Origin of the sequence: Syntrophus buswellii, from assembly GCF_046097065.1 — a bacterium.
GTDB lineage: Bacteria > Desulfobacterota > Syntrophia > Syntrophales > Syntrophaceae > Syntrophus > Syntrophus buswellii.
Genome location: NZ_CP175563.1, coordinates 599,799 through 617,616 on the forward strand (window position 1 = coordinate 599,799; position 17,818 = coordinate 617,616).

Annotated in this window: 11 protein-coding genes; 10 read left to right on the top strand and 1 reads right to left on the bottom strand. The window is 50.2% G+C overall.

Annotated features, from left to right (window positions below; genetic code table 11):
- The first annotated feature begins 29 nt into the window (after positions 1-29).
- The 10 genes from ACJ77P_RS02760 (at position 30) to ACJ77P_RS02805 (ending at position 14,959) form a co-directional block, all read left to right on the top strand.
- Positions 30-1,397: a phenylacetate--CoA ligase family protein gene (locus ACJ77P_RS02760; protein WP_408998916.1), complete on the top strand. Its 1,368-nt coding sequence runs from the start codon at positions 30-32 to the stop codon at positions 1,395-1,397.
- Positions 1,385-3,544 (top strand): bi-domain-containing oxidoreductase, encoded by a 2,160-nt coding sequence (locus ACJ77P_RS02765; RefSeq protein WP_408998917.1) that lies wholly within the window; start codon positions 1,385-1,387, stop codon positions 3,542-3,544. The genes ACJ77P_RS02760 and ACJ77P_RS02765 overlap by 13 nt, the downstream gene beginning before the upstream one ends.
- Positions 3,545-3,657: 113 nt before the next feature.
- The gene (locus tag ACJ77P_RS02770) at positions 3,658-5,358 is read left to right on the top strand and encodes an alginate lyase family protein (protein WP_408998918.1); all 1,701 of its coding nucleotides are present in this window, start codon (positions 3,658-3,660) and stop codon (positions 5,356-5,358) included.
- Positions 5,346-6,110, top strand: a complete 765-nt coding sequence (locus tag ACJ77P_RS02775) for a WecB/TagA/CpsF family glycosyltransferase (RefSeq protein ID WP_408998919.1) — start codon at positions 5,346-5,348, stop codon at positions 6,108-6,110. Before ACJ77P_RS02770 ends, ACJ77P_RS02775 begins: the two co-directional genes overlap by 13 nt.
- A 42-nt stretch (positions 6,111-6,152) precedes the next feature.
- On the top strand, positions 6,153-7,730 hold the full coding sequence (gene xrtD / locus ACJ77P_RS02780) for a VPLPA-CTERM-specific exosortase XrtD (protein ID WP_408998920.1): 1,578 nt from the start codon (positions 6,153-6,155) through the stop codon (positions 7,728-7,730).
- Between the two features lie 23 nt (positions 7,731-7,753).
- Positions 7,754-9,376 carry an MraY family glycosyltransferase gene (locus ACJ77P_RS02785; protein WP_408998921.1) on the top strand — a complete coding sequence of 541 codons (1,623 nt, stop codon included), beginning with the start codon at positions 7,754-7,756 and terminating at the stop codon, positions 9,374-9,376.
- Positions 9,377-9,410: 34 nt separating this feature from the next.
- Positions 9,411-11,630, top strand: coding sequence for a tetratricopeptide repeat protein (locus ACJ77P_RS02790; protein WP_408998922.1), 2,220 nt, complete (start codon positions 9,411-9,413; stop codon positions 11,628-11,630).
- 157 nt (positions 11,631-11,787) lie between these two features.
- A complete protein-coding gene (locus tag ACJ77P_RS02795) occupies positions 11,788-12,420 on the top strand; it encodes a polysaccharide biosynthesis/export family protein (RefSeq protein ID WP_408998923.1) in 633 nt (210 codons plus the stop codon).
- Between the two features lie 57 nt (positions 12,421-12,477).
- Positions 12,478-14,040, top strand: a complete 1,563-nt coding sequence (locus tag ACJ77P_RS02800) for a GumC family protein (RefSeq protein WP_408998924.1) — start codon at positions 12,478-12,480, stop codon at positions 14,038-14,040.
- A gap of 70 nt (positions 14,041-14,110) precedes the next feature.
- Positions 14,111-14,959: an AAA family ATPase gene (locus ACJ77P_RS02805; RefSeq protein WP_408998925.1), complete on the top strand. Its 849-nt coding sequence runs from the start codon at positions 14,111-14,113 to the stop codon at positions 14,957-14,959.
- A gap of 32 nt (positions 14,960-14,991) precedes the next feature.
- Here the strand turns inward: ACJ77P_RS02805 and ACJ77P_RS02810 are convergent, their stop codons facing one another.
- A complete protein-coding gene (locus ACJ77P_RS02810) occupies positions 14,992-17,682 on the bottom strand; it encodes a LamG-like jellyroll fold domain-containing protein (RefSeq protein WP_408998926.1) in 2,691 nt (896 codons plus the stop codon).
- Between the last annotated feature and the right edge of the window lie 136 nt (positions 17,683-17,818).

A 17,818-nucleotide genomic window follows, 5' to 3' on the forward strand; every position in this document is an offset into this window, starting at 1 on the left:
TCAATATTTCACTTTGAGAGAGTTCTGAAATGCTGCGTAGTATAATTATTGGATATCCTCCATACATTGCGAAAAAAAATCTGCTAAGACGTACAGAAACTTTTACCAGGGAAAAACTGAATGACTTGCAATCATCTTTATTAAACAAAATTCTTCACCACGCGGTCAGAAATATACCCTTTTACCAACGAAATATATCGCAACCCAAAATATGTGATCATAAGGATCCTTTTACATTTTTGTCCTCTTTCCCAATAATAGACAAAAACGCAATACGTAATGAGCTTGAGAATTTTTTAACCGGTCCGGCATATAGACGGCTTAAAGTTTACACAGGTGGTTCAACAGGCAATCCGATGGCATTCTATTTGGATCGCTTAGTAACTCGGCAGGTAGAGAAGGCATTCATTTTTGATCAATGGGGTAGAGTAGGATACCGTTTTGGTGATGCGATATTCAACTTAAGGGGAAGAACACCCAAGAAGGGACATTTTGTAGATCATGACATGTTATTTAACATCTACTATGCGTCGTCGCTTGATCTAAGCATGACAACTGTAAATGACTATATCACCGCCATTAATCGGATAATGCCCCGTTTTCTCCATGGATACCCGTCAACGATGTATCAATTGGCTGTACTTATGGAAAATGCGGGTAGAAAATTGCAGATCAAACCCACGGCCGTTTTTTGTGGGTCGGAAAAACTATTTCCATACCAGAAGGCAAAAATTGAAGAGATCCTGGGTTGCAAGGTCTATCACTGGTATGGGCACAGTGAATGTTTGGCGCTTGGTGGCGCGTGTGAGTGCTCTGATGTTCTTCATTTTTACCCACAGTATGGCTACACCGAGTTACTGCCGACAGGCGTTACCGATGAATCCGGAAGAGAGCTATTCGAAATTATAGCGACGGGCTTCAATAACAGGGTAATGCCGTTGATTAGATACCGTACCGGTGATTATGCTGTGCTTTCTGAATCCCAGAGTTGCCGTTGTGGACGGAATTATTTGCTTATCGATGAAGTGATCGGCAGGCAGCAGGAATTTATTGTTGATGCCCATGGGTCCCTGATCAGTGCAACCAGTTTCATTATGGGCCCACACTACAAAGCGTTCCATGGGATAGAGTCGATTAAAGTTCACCAACACAAACCTGGTGCAATTGAAATTGTAATTGTGAAAGGGGAAGGCTTTCATGAAGAGCTTGTTCACTTGATGAAGAACAGGATGAAGGACTTAATGGGTGACCGGATGGCAATCAAGATCGTCTATTCAGAGACGATAGATAAAAGCCCTATCGGCAAGGCGAAACTTGTAGAGCAGGAATTGGATATCCGCGATTATCTTCCGTGTGCGTTTATGGATGAAGGGGGTTCAACTACGTGCTGCAACTGACCCAGAAATTAAAAGATGGAAAGATACAAGTACTTGAAGTGCCTGCCCCCTCGATTGCCAAGGGTTGTGTCCTGGTGCGCAACCATTATTCCCTGATCAGTGCCGGCACTGAAGGCAGCACCGTGAAAACGGCCCGCAGCAGTTATCTGGCCAAGGCGAAGGAGCGTCCCCAGCAGGTGAAGCAGGTTATTGATGTGGCCATGAGCCAGGGGGTTGAACAGGCTTATCGCGCGGTGATGAAGAAGTTGGATGCCCATTCGCCAATGGGTTATTCCTCTGTCGGCGAGGTTGTGGCAGTTGGTATGGGAGTGACGGAATTTTCCATTGGGGATCTTGTTGCCTGTGGTGGTTTGACGGCATGCCATGCTGAAATCGTTTCGGTGCCGGTCAATCTCTGTGTCACGCTGCATGCGGATGCAGATTTGCGACAGGCCGCCTACAACACGTTGGGTGCCATTGCCCTGCAGGGAGTCCGACAGGCTGACCTTCGGTTGGAAGAAACCTGCGCTGTGATCGGGTTGGGTTTGTTGGGGCAGATTACGGCACTCCTTCTGAAATCATCAGGCGTCAGGGTCGTTGGAACCGATATCGATCAAGCTATGGTCGACATAGCAAAAGATCACTGTGCAGATCTCGCAATTACACGTCATTCTGCAGGTATTGAGAATAAAATAATGGAATATACAGGCGGAATTGGTTGTGATGCAGTCATCATTACCGCCGCAGCGAATTCACTGGACCCGATCAATTTTGCCGGTTCCATTGCAAGAAAAAAGGGAACCGTTGTTGTTGTCGGGGCGGTTCCGACAGGATTTGATCGCGAGCCCCATTTTTACAGGAAGGAACTTCAGGTTAAAATGTCCTGTTCCTACGGTCCCGGACGCTATGATCCTCTTTATGAGGAAAAAGGGATCGACTATCCTGCTGCCTATGTGCGCTGGACGGAAAAGCGCAACATGCAGGCCTTTCAGGAACTGATTCACTCTCGTAAGATGGATGTGAGTTACCTGACGACGCACACGTTCAAACTGGCCGAGGCGAGAAGCGCTTATGATATGCTCCTTGCCAAGTCGGAACCGTATATTGGTATTTTAATAGAATACGATACAGAAAAAAAATTGACAATTGACAGCCCGCGGTCAGTTCCGCTAGATGCGAAACTAAGAAAATCGCCAGTTTCCGTTGGTTTCATTGGAGCGGGATCATATGCGCAAAGCAATCTGCTGCCCAATATTCCCAGGAGCAAGGAGATCAATCTTGTCGGGGTCATGACTGCCACGGGGACCAGTTCTCGTTCTGTTTCCGACCGGTACGGATTTGATTTCTGTACAGCGAATGAGAAAGACATCCTTGAAAGTCCGGTGATCAACACGATTTTTATCGCAACACGTCATGATTCTCATGGAGATTATGTTTTAAAAGCGCTGAACATGGGAAAACATGTATTTGTCGAAAAACCACTGTGCTTGTCCCGGACCGATTTGGATAACATCAAGACTGTTTATGAGTCATCGCGGCACGAAGAAAATCCAATTGGGTTGATGGTAGGGTACAATCGGAGGTTTTCACCCCTGGCAAAAAGAGTTAAAGAAGAATTTGGAGATGGTCCCATGGCCATGACCTACCGGATAAATTCGGGCTCCATCCCCGCCGATTCCTGGATTCAAGACATGGAAATTGGCGGAGGCAGGGTAATTGGCGAGATTTGTCATTTCGTCGACTTTCTTACCTTTCTTAACGGCTCTCTTCCCATTTCTGTGTATGCGGATGTGATGGCGGCTTCCAACAAGCTGAATGATACCCTTGTTATATCACTGAAATTTCAAAACGGTTCCATTGGCTCAATATCCTACCTGGCAAATGGAGATAAGGGGCTTGCCAAAGAACGTATCGAAATCTTTGCGCATGGCTGTACGGCCGTAATTGATGACTTCAAGAACATGGTGATCTATGCTGGTGGCAGGAAAAAAGAGAAACATCTTCTGAGCCAGGACAAAGGGCAGAAATCAGAAGTGGGACTGTTTATTGAGGCAATCGTGGAGGGGAAGCCGCCATTAATTCCTTTCAAAGAGATGTACAGCACGTCTTTGGTGACCTTCGAAATCCTGGAATCGATTAGAAATAATCAAGTTAGACTGCTGCAATGAGCTCACACCTGCTGTGATTCATGCCCCCAAGAAATCTTAAGTTTTATCTACTCCGATTTAAGAACGCGTCGACGGGAGAGCTATTATATCGAATCAGGCAAGCTTTATCCGCCTTGTATGCAAAAAAACGAAGGCAATTCCTTATACAAGGCATACCGTCACTAAGCATTCAAATCCTGGATGGCATTTTATTACCCGGGCTTTCTCTAAAGGTTGATCAATCTCTTGTCGAACGGATTCTGGCAGGAAAGACATTTTATTTAGATGATGACCAAAAGTCTTGTGAGGAACCCTACGATAAAATGCTGGAAACCGGACCTCGCACTGACATACGGTCATTGTGGGAACCAGCCCGTCTCCAGCATCTTCTGATCCTTCTTCTCTGTTCTCGGCAAGATATTGAACAGGAGGAGCAGATCGCTGATTTTGTCGGGAGCGAGGTTTTAAAATGGCTCGATTCCAATCCATTCCCCTGCGGTCCGCATTACGCCTCCGCAATGGAATGCGGTTTGAGGATCCCTGTTTTTCTGCACATCCTCAAGCTTCTGAAAAATCTTGATCCTGAGGATTCCCGACGCATAGCGCAAGCCATTTACCTCCATGCATGGTGGATATCCAACAGACTCTCCCTTTATTCTTCCCTTGGCAATCACACCATTGCGGAATGCGCAGGTCTTGTCTTCGCTGGGATTGTTTTCAGAAATTCACCGGTGGGCAAGAGCTGGTTAAAAACCGGCAAAGCGATTCTTAAGCAGGAGGCTTATCACCAGATTCTTCCCGACGGCGGCCCCGCTGAGCAGTCTATCAATTATCACCGCTTTGTCCTGGATTTATATTGGTATTGCCTTGACTTCCTGGAGAAAAACGGCGATCCGGAACTGGCAAGTCTCATGCCGAGACTATCTGCGGGTGAGCATTTCCTGTCTGTCATGCAAACCGGCAAGGCCGATTGGCCGGCTCTGGGTGACAGCGATGATGGCTATGCCGTTGCACCGGGTGTTATCCCTCGCCGGATGCAATCCGACTTTGCTCCGGTTGAACATAAAACCTTTCCTGAGTCAGGATATTCAGTTTTCTGCACGCAAAACGGTACGCGCTTGATCTTCGATCATGGCCCCTTGGGAATGCCGCCCCTGTATAATCACGGTCATGCGGATGCACTATCCATAATTCTGTCCAAAGAGGGATTGCCCTTCCTCGTTGATCCCGGAACGTACCGTTACAACGGAAATCCTGAATATCGAAGATATTTCAAAAGCACGCGCGCGCACAACACAGTGACTGTAGATAAGATGGATCAGGCCGTTCAGGAGACAGGCTTTGTCTGGAGCCATGCCTATTCGTCCCGGATCACCAGAAGCAGGATAGATCAAAACGGGATGATGATTGAAGCGAAGCATGACGGTTATGCGATGCTGAAAAACAACGTATGGCATTCGAGAACAATCCTCAATGATCACAACACATTCATTATCAAGGATCAGTTTGATGGGGTCGGTCAACACGAATTTGAACTGAATTACCATCTTCACCCGGATGCCGAGGTCACATTTGAGTCGGGATGGTGGCGGATTCAGCACGGGAAAATAACTCTTTATCTCACTCTTCTGAAAGGTGATTCATTGCTGCCGTTTTGTGGGAAGGAAAATCCTCTTCTGGGGTGGTTCTCCCCGAGTTATGGCATGAAGAGCGCATGCAGCGTCCTGCAATGCAGAAAAGCGGGCCATGTGCATGCCGTCGAATTTATCACGGCCATCTGCACCGGGGATGTACTCAGCGGGAGGGAATTGGAGGCTTTGGCATGCAGGGTATAGAGATCGGTAACAGGCTTCCTGTGATTGATCTTTGGGTTGATCCCGTCGATATGGAGGGGGCGCTGGAGAGAGTCCGGCAATTCGTTGAGAATGGCGATCGGCCCCATTGCATCTTTGCCGTCAACCCGGAGAAGAATTTTTCAGTTCCGGCCAATCCTCTTCTGTATGAGACATTCAAAAACGCGGATCTACTCATTCCTGATGGGATCGGGGTCGTGATGGCCGCCCGTATTCTGCACCATGCGACGCTGTCGAGAGTCCCCGGAGTTGAACTTATGGAGAGAATCTGCAAACTGGCGGCTGAAAAAAAATATCGGATATTCATCTACGGGGCGAAGGAAGAGGTGAATCGTAAAGCCGTTGAAATTCTTATGGAGAGATATCCGGGAATCCGGATTACCGGTCGGGCCAACGGATACGTAAAAGATGGGCAAATGTCTGAGCTGATTCAGAAAATAAACGATTCCAATGCGGAGATTCTTTTTCTGGCTCTTGGTTCACCGATGCAGGAAAAGTGGTATTCTGATTATAAAGATTCTCTGAAGACGATAAGGGTTTGCCAGGGGATCGGCGGCACTTTGGACGCCATCACCGGCAACGTCACTCGCGCGCCGGAACTCTGGTGCAACCTGGGGCTTGAATGGCTTTATCGACTTCTTTCCGAGCCGAAGCGAATCCGAAGGCAGAAGGTCCTTCCGATATTTGCCTGGCGTGTCATTGCCGCCAAAGTACAATTAATGGGACGTTCCTGAGACAATAAAATAAGAACAGAGGTTAATTAAGGAAGCCAAAAGATGATGGAAGAATTCAGGATTTATCTGCAGAGAATCAAACCGGCAAGCTGGATGAAGGGGATCTTGTACGGACTTCTTCTTCTGGTAATCTATCGGTCAAGCCTCCAATGGCTGATCCTCAATGACTGGCCAAGAGAAGACTACTCTTATGCCTGCCTCATTCCCTTCGTCGTCCTCTACTTGCTGTGGGAAAAACGCAGGGAGTTGGCGGAACTTCCTTCAACACCTTCCTGGGGTGGGATGTTTCCTCTGGGGCTGGGGTTAGTTTTCTTCTGGCTGGGTGAGTTGGGGGGCGAACTCTTTGCCCAATACTTTTCTCTCTGGTTGGTCGTTTTAGGGGTGTGCTGGATACATCTGGGCTGGCGGAAAATAAAGGCCATCGGTTTCGCCTTCATCATGATGCTGGCCATGTTTCCCCTGCCGCATTTCATCAATACGAAAATATCCCTGGGGTTGAAGCTGATCTCTTCCCAGATTGGCGTCTGGATGCTGCACCTCTACGGAATGTCGGCTTATCGGGAAGGGAACGTAATCGACCTCGGTTTTACCCAGCTGCAGGTCGTGGATGCGTGCAGCGGTCTGCGCTATTTGTTCCCGCTGATGGTTTTGAGTCTCATCCTGGCCTATTGGTTCAAGGCCCGGTTCTGGAAGAAAGCGGTCCTTTTTCTTTCATCCATACCGGTGGCAATTTTTGTAAACAGTTTCCGCATTGCCCTGACAGGCGTGCTTTATAGCTTTTGGGGTCCTGCCGTGGCGGAGGGCTTCTTTCACGGTTTTTCTGGTTGGCTGATTTTTCTGTTCACGACAGGGATTATGCTGGTGGAAATGTGGATTCTCAATAAAATCGGCAAGGATGATCTTGAGACTGCTTCCCGGGTTTGTGAGAGCGGCACTGAGGTGGTTGAAGAAACTATGAATTCCGGCAACTGGAAACGGTCTTTTTTGCAGCCGCAGTTCCTGGCGGCAGGTATCTTTTTGGCGCTGACGCTCGGCCTGTCAGAGGGCGTTGAATTCCAGGGGAAAACGCCAGGTAAGCAGCCTCTTCATGAGTTTCCCTTGCAGATCGGAGAATGGAGCGGTACCAGGGAGGCTATGGAGCAGGCATTTATTGATACGCTGGATTTAAGCGACTATGTTATTGTAAACTACAGAGACCGAAAGAATCGTGCCGTTAACTTTTACACTGCTTATTATGAAAACCAGCAAAAGGGCGAATCCATCCATTCGCCGGATACATGCCTTCCCGGGAGTGGGTGGAAATTCAGCCAGGCAGAGGAAGTTGTCATTAAAGCTAAAAAGGGCAAATCCATGCGGGTCAATCGGGTATTGATGGAAAAAGACGGCGAAAAGCAGTTGGCTTACTACTGGTTCCCCATGCGGGGCCGGGTGCTGACAAAACTCTACCAGTTGAAACTCTACAATTTCTGGGACGCCTTGACGAGACAGCGGACGGATGGTGCATTGGTCCGTGTCATTACCCCCATTGCAAGTTCGGAAAAAACGGCGGATGCGGATATGCGGATTCGGAATTTCCTCAATGAGGCGGTTCCACTTCTTCCCGCCTTCATCCCGGATTAAACGACGAGGTTATTTATCCCCGAATGACGGTTCTTTTTTCCTTTATTCTCTCCCTGATCGTCACGATCGCGCTGATTCCCCTCCTGATTGCGGTGGCCATCAGGGCCGGGATCTATGACCAGCCCGATGCCCGCAAGGTCCACTCGAAGCCGATTCCCCGAATCGGCGGAGTGGCGATGGCATTGGGGGCCCTTGTTCCCGTCCTGATCTACAGCGTTGCGAATACCTTTGCCTTGGCTTTTCTGGCCGGAGCGGTGGTGATTGTGGTGTTCGGCCTGCTCGACGATCTCTTTGAACTGGACTTTAAAATCAAGTTCGCCGCCCAGATTGCCGCCGCCCTGATTGTTGTCCTCTACGGCGGAATCCGCATCACCCGATTGGGCTCACTGCTGCCGGACGACATGATCCTGATGGAGGGGATCGGCATTTTTCTGGCCGTGGTGGTCATCGTCGGCGTCACCAATGCGCTCAACCTGACGGACGGCCTGGACGGGCTGGCGGGCGGGATCGCTCTTCTGATGCTGCTCTGCATCGGCTATCTTGCCTGGATGGACGATGATCTCTTTATCGTCCTGGTTTCCGCGGCCCTTGCCGGCTCCATCTTTGGATTCCTGCGGTACAATACCCACCCGGCTGTCCTGTTCATGGGGGATACCGGAAGCCAGCTTCTGGGGTTTTCCGCTGTCTGCCTTTCCCTTTCGCTGACCCAGAAAAATACGGCCTTCAGCCCTGTGCTGCCGCTCCTCATCCTCGGATGGCCGATCCTGGATACGGCAACGGTCATGGTCAAGCGCATGGTGGAGGGAAGGTCTCCCTTTGCTCCGGACAAGGGGCACTTTCACCACAGGCTCATGGCCCTTGGTCTGTATCAAAGCGAGGCCGTCTTTGTCATTTACGTTTTTCAGTCTCTGCTGGTGGCATCGGCTTATCTGCTCCGGTTTCATTCGGAAAATCTCCTCCTGGGGGGCTACCTGGTCTTTGCGGGGCTTGTCCTGTGGTTGTTTCATAAAGTTGAAAGCTCCGGGCGGCTCATTCCCCGATTTTTCCTGATCGAGCAGGTTAAAAAGCAACTGAGACGAATGCGGGAACAGGGGATTTTCATTCGGATTGCCTTCCAGTCCCTGGAGAGTTTCACCTTTGTCCTTCTGATCGCGTTCGCCCTGGCGCCTGCAGAGATTCCCCGGTACTTTTCTCTTTTTGCTGCTGCGGGGTGCGTCGTCCTGGCAGGCGTCTGGTTCCTTGGCCGGCGTTGGATCCGGTGGATTCTGAACCTCTTTCTCTATTTTTTCATCCCCTTCCTGATCTATTTGAACGATGTCCGTATGGCGTCCTGGATGAACGGGGTACCGGAAAATCTCTATAACCTGTCTTTTCTGATTGTGGCGATTCTGAGCTTCCTTACCCTGCGTTTAACACGGCGCAAAAAGGGTTTCAAAACAACCCCGATGGATTATCTGCTTGTGTTTCTTGCACTGGTTCTCGTGGCCCTGCCCGGTCTGAGGGAACAGTTCGGGCTTTTGGGGGTCAAGATGATCCTGATGTTTTTTGCCTTTGAGATTATCTTTGGCGAAGTTCGGGAGCAACTCGGCAAGCCGGCTCTGTTTACATTTTTGGCCTTTGCCGTTGTAGCCGCCAGAGGGATTTAAAAAAATGTATAGATCAATAAATATTTCAGGAGGTATGAAATTGAGAAAAAGAATGCTTTCTCTGGGAGTGGCCTTTGCCCTCCTGATCACCCTGGTTGCAGCCTGCAGCGGACCGGAGGAAAAGAAGCAGAAGTTCTTCAATAAGGGGAAGTCTCTGTATGAAAAGGGAGATTTCGTCAAGGCCGGGCTTGAGTTCCGCAATGCCATCCAGATTGATCCCAAGTTTGCCGATGCCCATTACATGCTGGGCATGGTGGAGCTGAAGAAAAAGAATCCGAGGAGAGCCTTCGGGGAGCTTTCAAAGGCCGTCGAATTGAATCCGAACCTGCAGGATGCCCAGATACAGTTGGGGAACCTTTACATGATGAGCCGCCAGCCGGAGAAGGCCCTGGAAAAAGCGGAAACGGTTCTGAAACTGTCTAACGCCAATGAGGATGCCCTGCTGCTCAAGACCTCTGCTCTGCTCTCCATGAAAAAAAGCCCGGAAGCGCTCGCCCTTTTGCAGGAGATGCAGCAGAGGGGAATAAAACGCCCGGAGCTTTTTCTGCTGCTGGCTTCCACCCATCTCCAGAACAGCAGGCTGTTGGAGGCCCAGGGAATTTTAAATGAAGGAATCACAGCCAATCCCAAGAGCATCGTCCTCCATCTTACCCTGGCGGACCTCTATTCCCGGGAAAAGAAAATCGATGAGGCGGCGGCGACCCTCCAGAAGGTGATTGCCCTGGAGCCCAAAAACAACCGCTACCGGTTGAATCTGGCGAATTTATACTGGCAGGCCGGCCAGCAGGACAAGGCAACAGTGCTTCTTTCGGAACTGGTGGCTGCTGAGCCCGGCAACGAAGAAAACAGGCTTCAGGCCGGGGGGTTCTACCTTTCCAAGGGGCGACCAGCCGATGCGGAACGTGAGCTGAAAAATGGGATTGCGGCAATACCCAAAAGTTTCAAGCTGCGTTTTGCCCTGAGCGACCTTTACTTCAATTCCGGCATGACGGATCGGTCATTGGCGCTTCTGAAGGAGTGCCTGGCGCTGGAGAAGGACCCCGGAAACCGCTATATCCTTCAGACGAAAAACGCCCTGGCCCGGGTTTACCTGGCCCGCCAGGAGGTTAAAGAGGCGGCACGGTATGTGGACGAAGTCATCAAAGAAAGCGCCAAGGATGTGGACGCCCATTTCACCAAGGGGAACATTGCCCTGATCAACAAAAACGGAACGGAAGCCGTTGCCGAGTTCCGCACTGTAACAAGCGAGAGCCCGCAGTTTATCCTCGGCCATATCCGGCTGGCGGAAGCCCACATGATGAACAAGGAGTACAGCCTCGCTTCCGATACCCTGCAGAACGCCCTGAAGATCCGCCCGGATTCCCGTGAAGTGACTCAGGCGATGATTCGACTCGACATGGCCCAGAAGAACTATGCCAAGGCGGAGGAGACCATCCGTCGGATATTGAGCCAGAAGCCCGACGATCCGGATGCAGGGCTTGCACTGGGCGATCTTTACCTGGCGCAGAGGGATTATACCCGTGCCGCAGCGGCTTACGGGGATGTGGTCAAGAAGATTCCTGCGCATCCTGCCGGGTATGTCCGGCTCAGCAGCCTTTACATGGCTCAGGGCCAGCTGGACCGGGCTGCGGCGGAGTTGGAGAAAGCCCTGAAACTGGATCCCCGGTCGGCGCCACTTTCCGTTTCCCTGGTGCAGATTTACATGAAGCAGAAAAAGTACAACGCCGCTCTCGCCGTACTGGAAAACCGGCTCCGACAGAATCCCATGGATGCCCTCGCCCACAGCATGAGCGGACAGATCTACAACGCTCAGGGCAATGAGCGGAAGGCCGAGGAAGCCTACCGGCAGGCAATGGCCGTGTATGAGAAAATCCTGGAAAGGCAGCCCGACCAGTGGATCGCCGCTAACGATCTGGCGTTTCTGCTGACAGAATACGGAACGCAACAGGACGATCTGAAACGGGCCTTCGCCCTGGCTGGTAAAGCTTACGGGAAGCAGCCGAACAACCCGGCGGTTCTGGATACACTTGGCTGGATCTATTACAAAATGGGCGACTATCGCCATGCCCAGGAGATGCTCACAAAAGCCCTGGCAAAGGCTCCGTCCAGTGTCCTGCTCAATTATCACTATGGAATGGTTCTTCTCAAGACCGGCCAGGTGGACAAAGGCAGGGAAAGGTTGAATTGGGCGGTCCAGAGCGGAGAGGAATTTACCGGCAGGAAGGAAGCCCTGGCCATCCTTGGAATGCGCTGAAGAAAATAAGCAAGGAGATGGATTATTTGACAGATTTCGAAAAATGAATTATGCAGGAAAGCCATAAGTGGGATATTTTTTGCTAAATACTTCAGGGGATGAAGAAGGTTTCTGCATGACAAGCCGTTTGCTTTTATCTTTTAAGGGGAGACATTGAATGAAAGTCAGAAAAATAGCCGTATTGTTTACCTTGGTGATCCTCGGCGGAATTCTGCTGGCGGCGGCTCCGCTGCCGGCGGCCGAGCCGACGAAGGCCTCGGCAACGCCCGGAAAGACAGCGGGAGAACCTCTGCTGGTGAAGTCTGACCGGGATTATCTTATCGGACCCGGTGATGTGCTGGAAGTCGCTGTCTGGAAAGATGAAGCCCTCACAAAAACGCCGGTGGTTCGACCGGACGGAAAAATTTCCTTTCCGTTGATCGGGGAGCTTATCGCGGAGGGAAAGACGGTTGCCCAGTTGAAAAAGGAAATCGAGGGGAATCTGTCCCGATATGTTCCCGACGTGGACCTCCATGTCAACGTTCAGCAGATCAACAGCATGATCATTTATGTCATCGGCAAAGTGAACAACCCCGGACGCCAGATTCTGAATTCCCAGATTAACGTGCTACAGGTCCTGGCCACCGCCGGCGGGCTTAATCCCTTTGCCAAACGCGGCAGCATCAAGATTTTCCGCCAGGAAGGACCCAAAACCCGCATCCTCGACTTTGATTATGACAGTGTGATCGAAGGCAAGCGGCTGGAACAGAATATCCTGCTTTTGCGGGGTGATGTCGTAGTTGTTCCATAGAGGTCATACCAGGGAGTTTGCTACCGGCATAGGGAAGAACCAAAGCGAGGTCATTTCATGGAAGAAAATACACTGGAATTCAAAGCGCTTGCCAGGATCGTCAAGCGGCGGAAATTGGAAATCATTCTGCCGATCATTGCGATTTTTCTGATTGCCCTGGTTGGCGCCGTACTCTGGCCGCCGACGTACCGCTCTTCGTCAACCATCCTGATCGAAGAGCAGGAAATCCCGCCGGAATATGTCATGTCTACGGTAACGGGCTACGCGGAGCAGCGTCTGCAGACGATCAGCCAGCGGATCATGACGTATAACCGGCTGATGGAGATCATCAACCGGTTCAATCTCTATGCGGATATCCGGGGCAAATCCAGCATGGAAGAGGTTGTCCAGAAAATGCGCGACAGCATTCAGTTCGAGACCATCAGCGCCGATGTTATCGATCGTACGGGACGGGCAAAGGCAGCCACCATTGCGTTTACCGTGTCCTACGAAGGGGAAAAGCCGGAAGTGGTGCAGCAGGTGGCCAACGTCCTGGCATCCCTTTATCTCGAGGAGAATCTGAAGAGCCGGGAGGAAAAGTCTGCCGGGGCATCGAGATTTATTGAAGAGGAGGGGAAGCAAATCCAGACGCAGTTGGCGGAGTTGGATGGGAAGATCGCCACGTTCAAGCAGAGCAATCTCAACTCCCTTCCGGAACTGACTCAGTTTAATCTTCAAACGCTGCAGCGAAGCGATCAGGAGATCGATCAATTGAACAACCAGCTTCGCAGCCTCAAGGAAAAGGAGAGTTCACTGCTGACTCAGTTGGCCAGCGTTCCCCAGGATCTTGCCAATCCGGACAAGGAGAGGCTCAAGGAACTGCGGGCCAAGATTGTCAGTCTGCGCACCCGTTACTCCGAGGAATATCCCGATGTGGTCAAGAGCAAGCAGGAGATTGCAGAGCTGGAGAGAAGGTTGAGTTCTGGCCGCCAGCAGACGGCCCTGGGCGGGCAATCGGATAACCCGGCTTATATCGCGCTGTCCGCGCAGCTTGCTGGCATACGGTCGGATATCAACTCGGTCAACAATCAGATCAGTGACACCCGAAGCAGACGGGACAGTTACCGGAACCGGATCGAGTCGGGACCGCGGACGGAAGAGCAGTACAAGCTTCTAATCATGGAGCGCAACAATCTTCAGGCCAAATATGACGACCTGATGAAGAAAGGCATGGAGGCGAAAGTCGCCCAGGGATTGGAAAAAACACAGATGGGGGAACGCTTCACCCTCATCGATCCGGCCCGGCTGCCTGAAGAGCCTGTCAGTCCGAATATCCCTGTCGTGCTGCTCCTCGGGTTGATACTTGGTACGGGTGCAGGTGTCGGAACGGCTTCCCTGAGGGAATTCAGCGACAAGTCGGCACACCTGCCGGAGGATCTGGAACGGATCACCCAGCTGAATGTCCTGGCGGCGATTCCCGAGATTGTGACCAATGAAGATCGGGAGCGGGGAAAAAAGAGACGCAAATTGATGCTGATCCTCTCCGGCGTTGCCGCTGTATGCGGGCTCCTGATTTTTCATTTTATGATCATGGATCTTGATATCCTGATCGCCAGGATCATGAGGCAGTTGGCGCTATAGATGATGAGTAGACGACAGCAACAAAAAAATCAAACAGGATCTGACGAAAGATAAAGGGAAGGTCAATTCCATGAGCAAATTACAGAAAGCATTAGAAAAAGCCAAGGAAGCGAGGGGCGATTCCTATTCGGATTCAACGGGGATGCCGGAAAGCTCACCGGATTCCGTCGACGATATCCATCTGCCTACCCTGAAGATATGGGAAGGGGATGTCGTTCCCGAGAAAGTTGACCGGATTTCGCCGTCCTACACCCAGTCCCGAAACGTTTCGCTGGATCCCGAGGTGATGGAAAGAAACCGCTGTGTGGCCATGTTCCCCAGCCGGGAAGAGGTTGAGGCCTATCGGATCCTGCGGACGCAGATTTTAAATCGTACCAGGGAATCCGGCGGCAATCTGATCATGATCACCAGTGCTTTACCCGGTGAGGGAAAAACCCTGACGGCCATCAATCTGGCCCTCACCTTCGCCCGGGAATTCCGGCAGACCGCCCTGCTTGTGGACTGCGATCTCAAGAAGCAGAGCATCCATGAGATGATGGGGTTTCAAAGTGACAAGGGGCTGGTCGATCATTTAATCGGGGACTGCCCGGTGGAAGACCTCTTTGTCTGGCCTGGCGTCGAGAAATTGACACTTATTTCGGGGGGGGGAACGATCAACGAAAGCAGCGAAATCATGGGTTCCCCCCGGATGAAAGAGCTCGTTGTGGAAATGAAAAGGCGTTATCCGGAGCGGTACATCTTTTTTGACGTTCCATCGATTCTGGTGGGCGCCGACGCACTGACTTTCGCCCTGCTGGCCGATTTCATCGTGATGGTCGTGCAGGCTGACAAGACGCCCCTTGGCGAAGTGAACAAAGCGGCGCAGCTGATCCCGAGAGAAAAGCTGCTGGGCCTGGTCCTTAACCGTTATCACCCCTGAAAAGGGGCGATAACCCCTCCTTTTTTTTCAAATCATATACTACCGCTATATAAATCTTCTACATCTTTCTCTCCCAACGCTTTATCATAAATCCTTACATCATCAATAATGCCTGAGAAAAAGTCGGTGGGCACATAACCGGTGGATCCTACTTTCAAAGGCAGTGAAGATGTTGCCAATCTCTGTTTAAAGGTGGCGTTGATCATGTCCAGTTTACCATTGACATAGGTTTTGGATCCTGTTGCCGCATCGTATGTGCAGACTACATGGTGCCAGACATCCGGTGAAAGACTGTTAGGCTGCCCAATAACAACCGTTTGCGAATTGACTTGCAGAATCAATCGATGCTTTAAGCGATCGACGTAGAATTGATAAGTGCCGAAGTTCTTTCCCGCTATAGCGGCAGAGTATTCACCTGCTCGATACTTTATCCAAGCGCTTATAGAAAACTGATCTGTGAAGTTGAAAAGTCCATAATTGTCTTGGACAATCACATGGCTTCCAGTTCCGTTAAATGCAAGAGCTGAAAGACCGGTTGCGCTGTCCTTTGTCCAGGTTGTTCCTGATAACGTACCGCTTATGCCGTTTGGGGTACTATCGGTAATAATATAACCCGTATTTTCATCCATTGCCCAGTGCACGATTGGTTCTGGATTGATATTGAGTTTCCATAAACTGCTCCCGTTTCCTCCGGCCATGATGGTGCTGTTCTCACCGGGGATTTTAGCCACGGTCCAGAACCCGTAGATCGGTAAGCTTTCGGAAAGGGAGGTCCAGGTTTTCCCCCAGTCATTACTCGATATGATTCCACCGCTAAGCTCCCGTTTTGGATTGTCAGAGCCTATGGCCGCATAAAGAACTCCATCGTGATCATTATTGAACTCTATTTTTTGTATAGGCATGCCCTGCTGTTCCCAGACTTTCGTAAAGTTTGCACCGCCATCTTCGCTTTTGTAGATGAGTCCTTCATAACGAACCCACCGTTCATACCCGGCTACCAGCGTGGCAGGATCTGATTTGCTCACGGCGATAGATCGAACATTAGCGTTGTCCAGAGCGAAACACCTGTTCCATTTGTAGCCGCCGTCTGTGGATTTGTATATCCCCCCATCGGGCGATACTGTTCCTGCAAAGACGATAGACGGATTGACCGGATCAACAGCAATGGTAAACACAAAATATAGCCCTTCAGCGGGTTGTGCTGGAGTTAGAAACCAGGATTCACCCCCGTTCGAGCTCTTGTAGACCTTGCCGTTGTTGGCGGTTGCATACATTGTTGAAAGGGCGCGGTCGCACGGATAAATATGCCCACCACCAGGATGTCCAGTCGTGTTATACCAACTGTTTCCACCGTCAATGCTTTTCCGGATACCATCACTAATAGACCAATAAATTCTCGATGGATTTACACGGCTGTCGACCAATAAGCCCCTCGTTGAGGCTCGTGCTGTATTTGACCAACTTTTGCCTGCGTCTGTGCTTGTGTAAAGCCCTTGGTCAAAATTACCCATCCATAGTGTCGAAGAGTTTAGATCGTACTGTACATCAACGACCATGCCGGACTTCATATCTACTTGTTTTCTGAGCCAATTCACCCCTCCGTCATCGCTTTTGAAAACAGCATTGCCAGTGACTAATACAAGAACATCAGGGTCGGCCACCCCGAGAGCCATATCTCTTTTGGACCATCCGTCTGACTGCTTATCTTCCTGAACGAAATTCTTGGATTTGATCCATGTTTCTCCACCATCGACAGTCTTGAAGACTTTGCTATAGCGGTAAGCCGACAAGTACACAATGTTAGGATTCTCGTTATCAATGACTAAAGCGCGATAGCAGTCATATGTATTCGAAAATTCGATGCCATTATTTTTAGCAATCCAGGATCTTCCTCCATCGATACTCTTGTAGACTCCCCCCATGTAACTGACAGCATACATGACATTTGGGCAGGTGATGCTGGCCTTCACTGTCAGAATATCTTTTTGAGGTATGCTTTTGGAAACATAGCTCCAAGTCGATCCGCCATCCATACTCTTGTAAATTCCACAATCGTAAATAGCAGCAAATAGATAGCCGTTTTCTCCAATGGTGATGGAATTGGGGTTGCCAGGTAAAGCGCCTGACTGAATATTTCGCCACGAATCTCCCCCATCATCACTCTTGATGAGTCCCTCAATGTTGGAGGCATAATAGATCAACTTTGGATTCAATGGGTCAACCACCAATCGATTTCCCCCAGCCGTAAACATTTGTGTCGATTTTGAACTGACCCGGAAAATAAGCGTCCAGGAATCTCCATAATTGGCACTTCTGTAAATTCCTATATTTGTTGCCGCGTAAAGGACGCCCGGAACAGCTGGATTATAAGCAAGCGCATTTATTGTGGGATTGACTTTCATTTCGTCGTTGCATGGAGTGTATGTCTCACCTTGATCCATGCTCCTATAGAGACCACCCAACTCGTTGCCGACAAAGATGATGTCTATTCCGGACCAACTCGCTATGACAACAGCAGAATTTTCGCCTCCCCCGTCCGGTCCAATGTGTTCCCAGCCTGCCGTTGCCTGCAATGGGACAATCAGCTGAAAGAGAAGGAGGGCATAGAGCGAGAAAAGAATTAAAATAAAGGAACTTTTCTTGGTCTGCCGTTGAGGCTTGCTGTGGATAAGATGGGAGACAGGGGGCGCGATAACGTCTGACAAGCAATCATTAATTTTCATTTTCTACCTCATTATTATGGGGGGAATTCAACTTCTTATCCTCAGGATCTCAACGCTAACCCAACTTCACGATCACGAAAAATATTATAAGTAGTGTCCTGATGTTACCTTTATGCAATGGCTCATTTGGGCACTA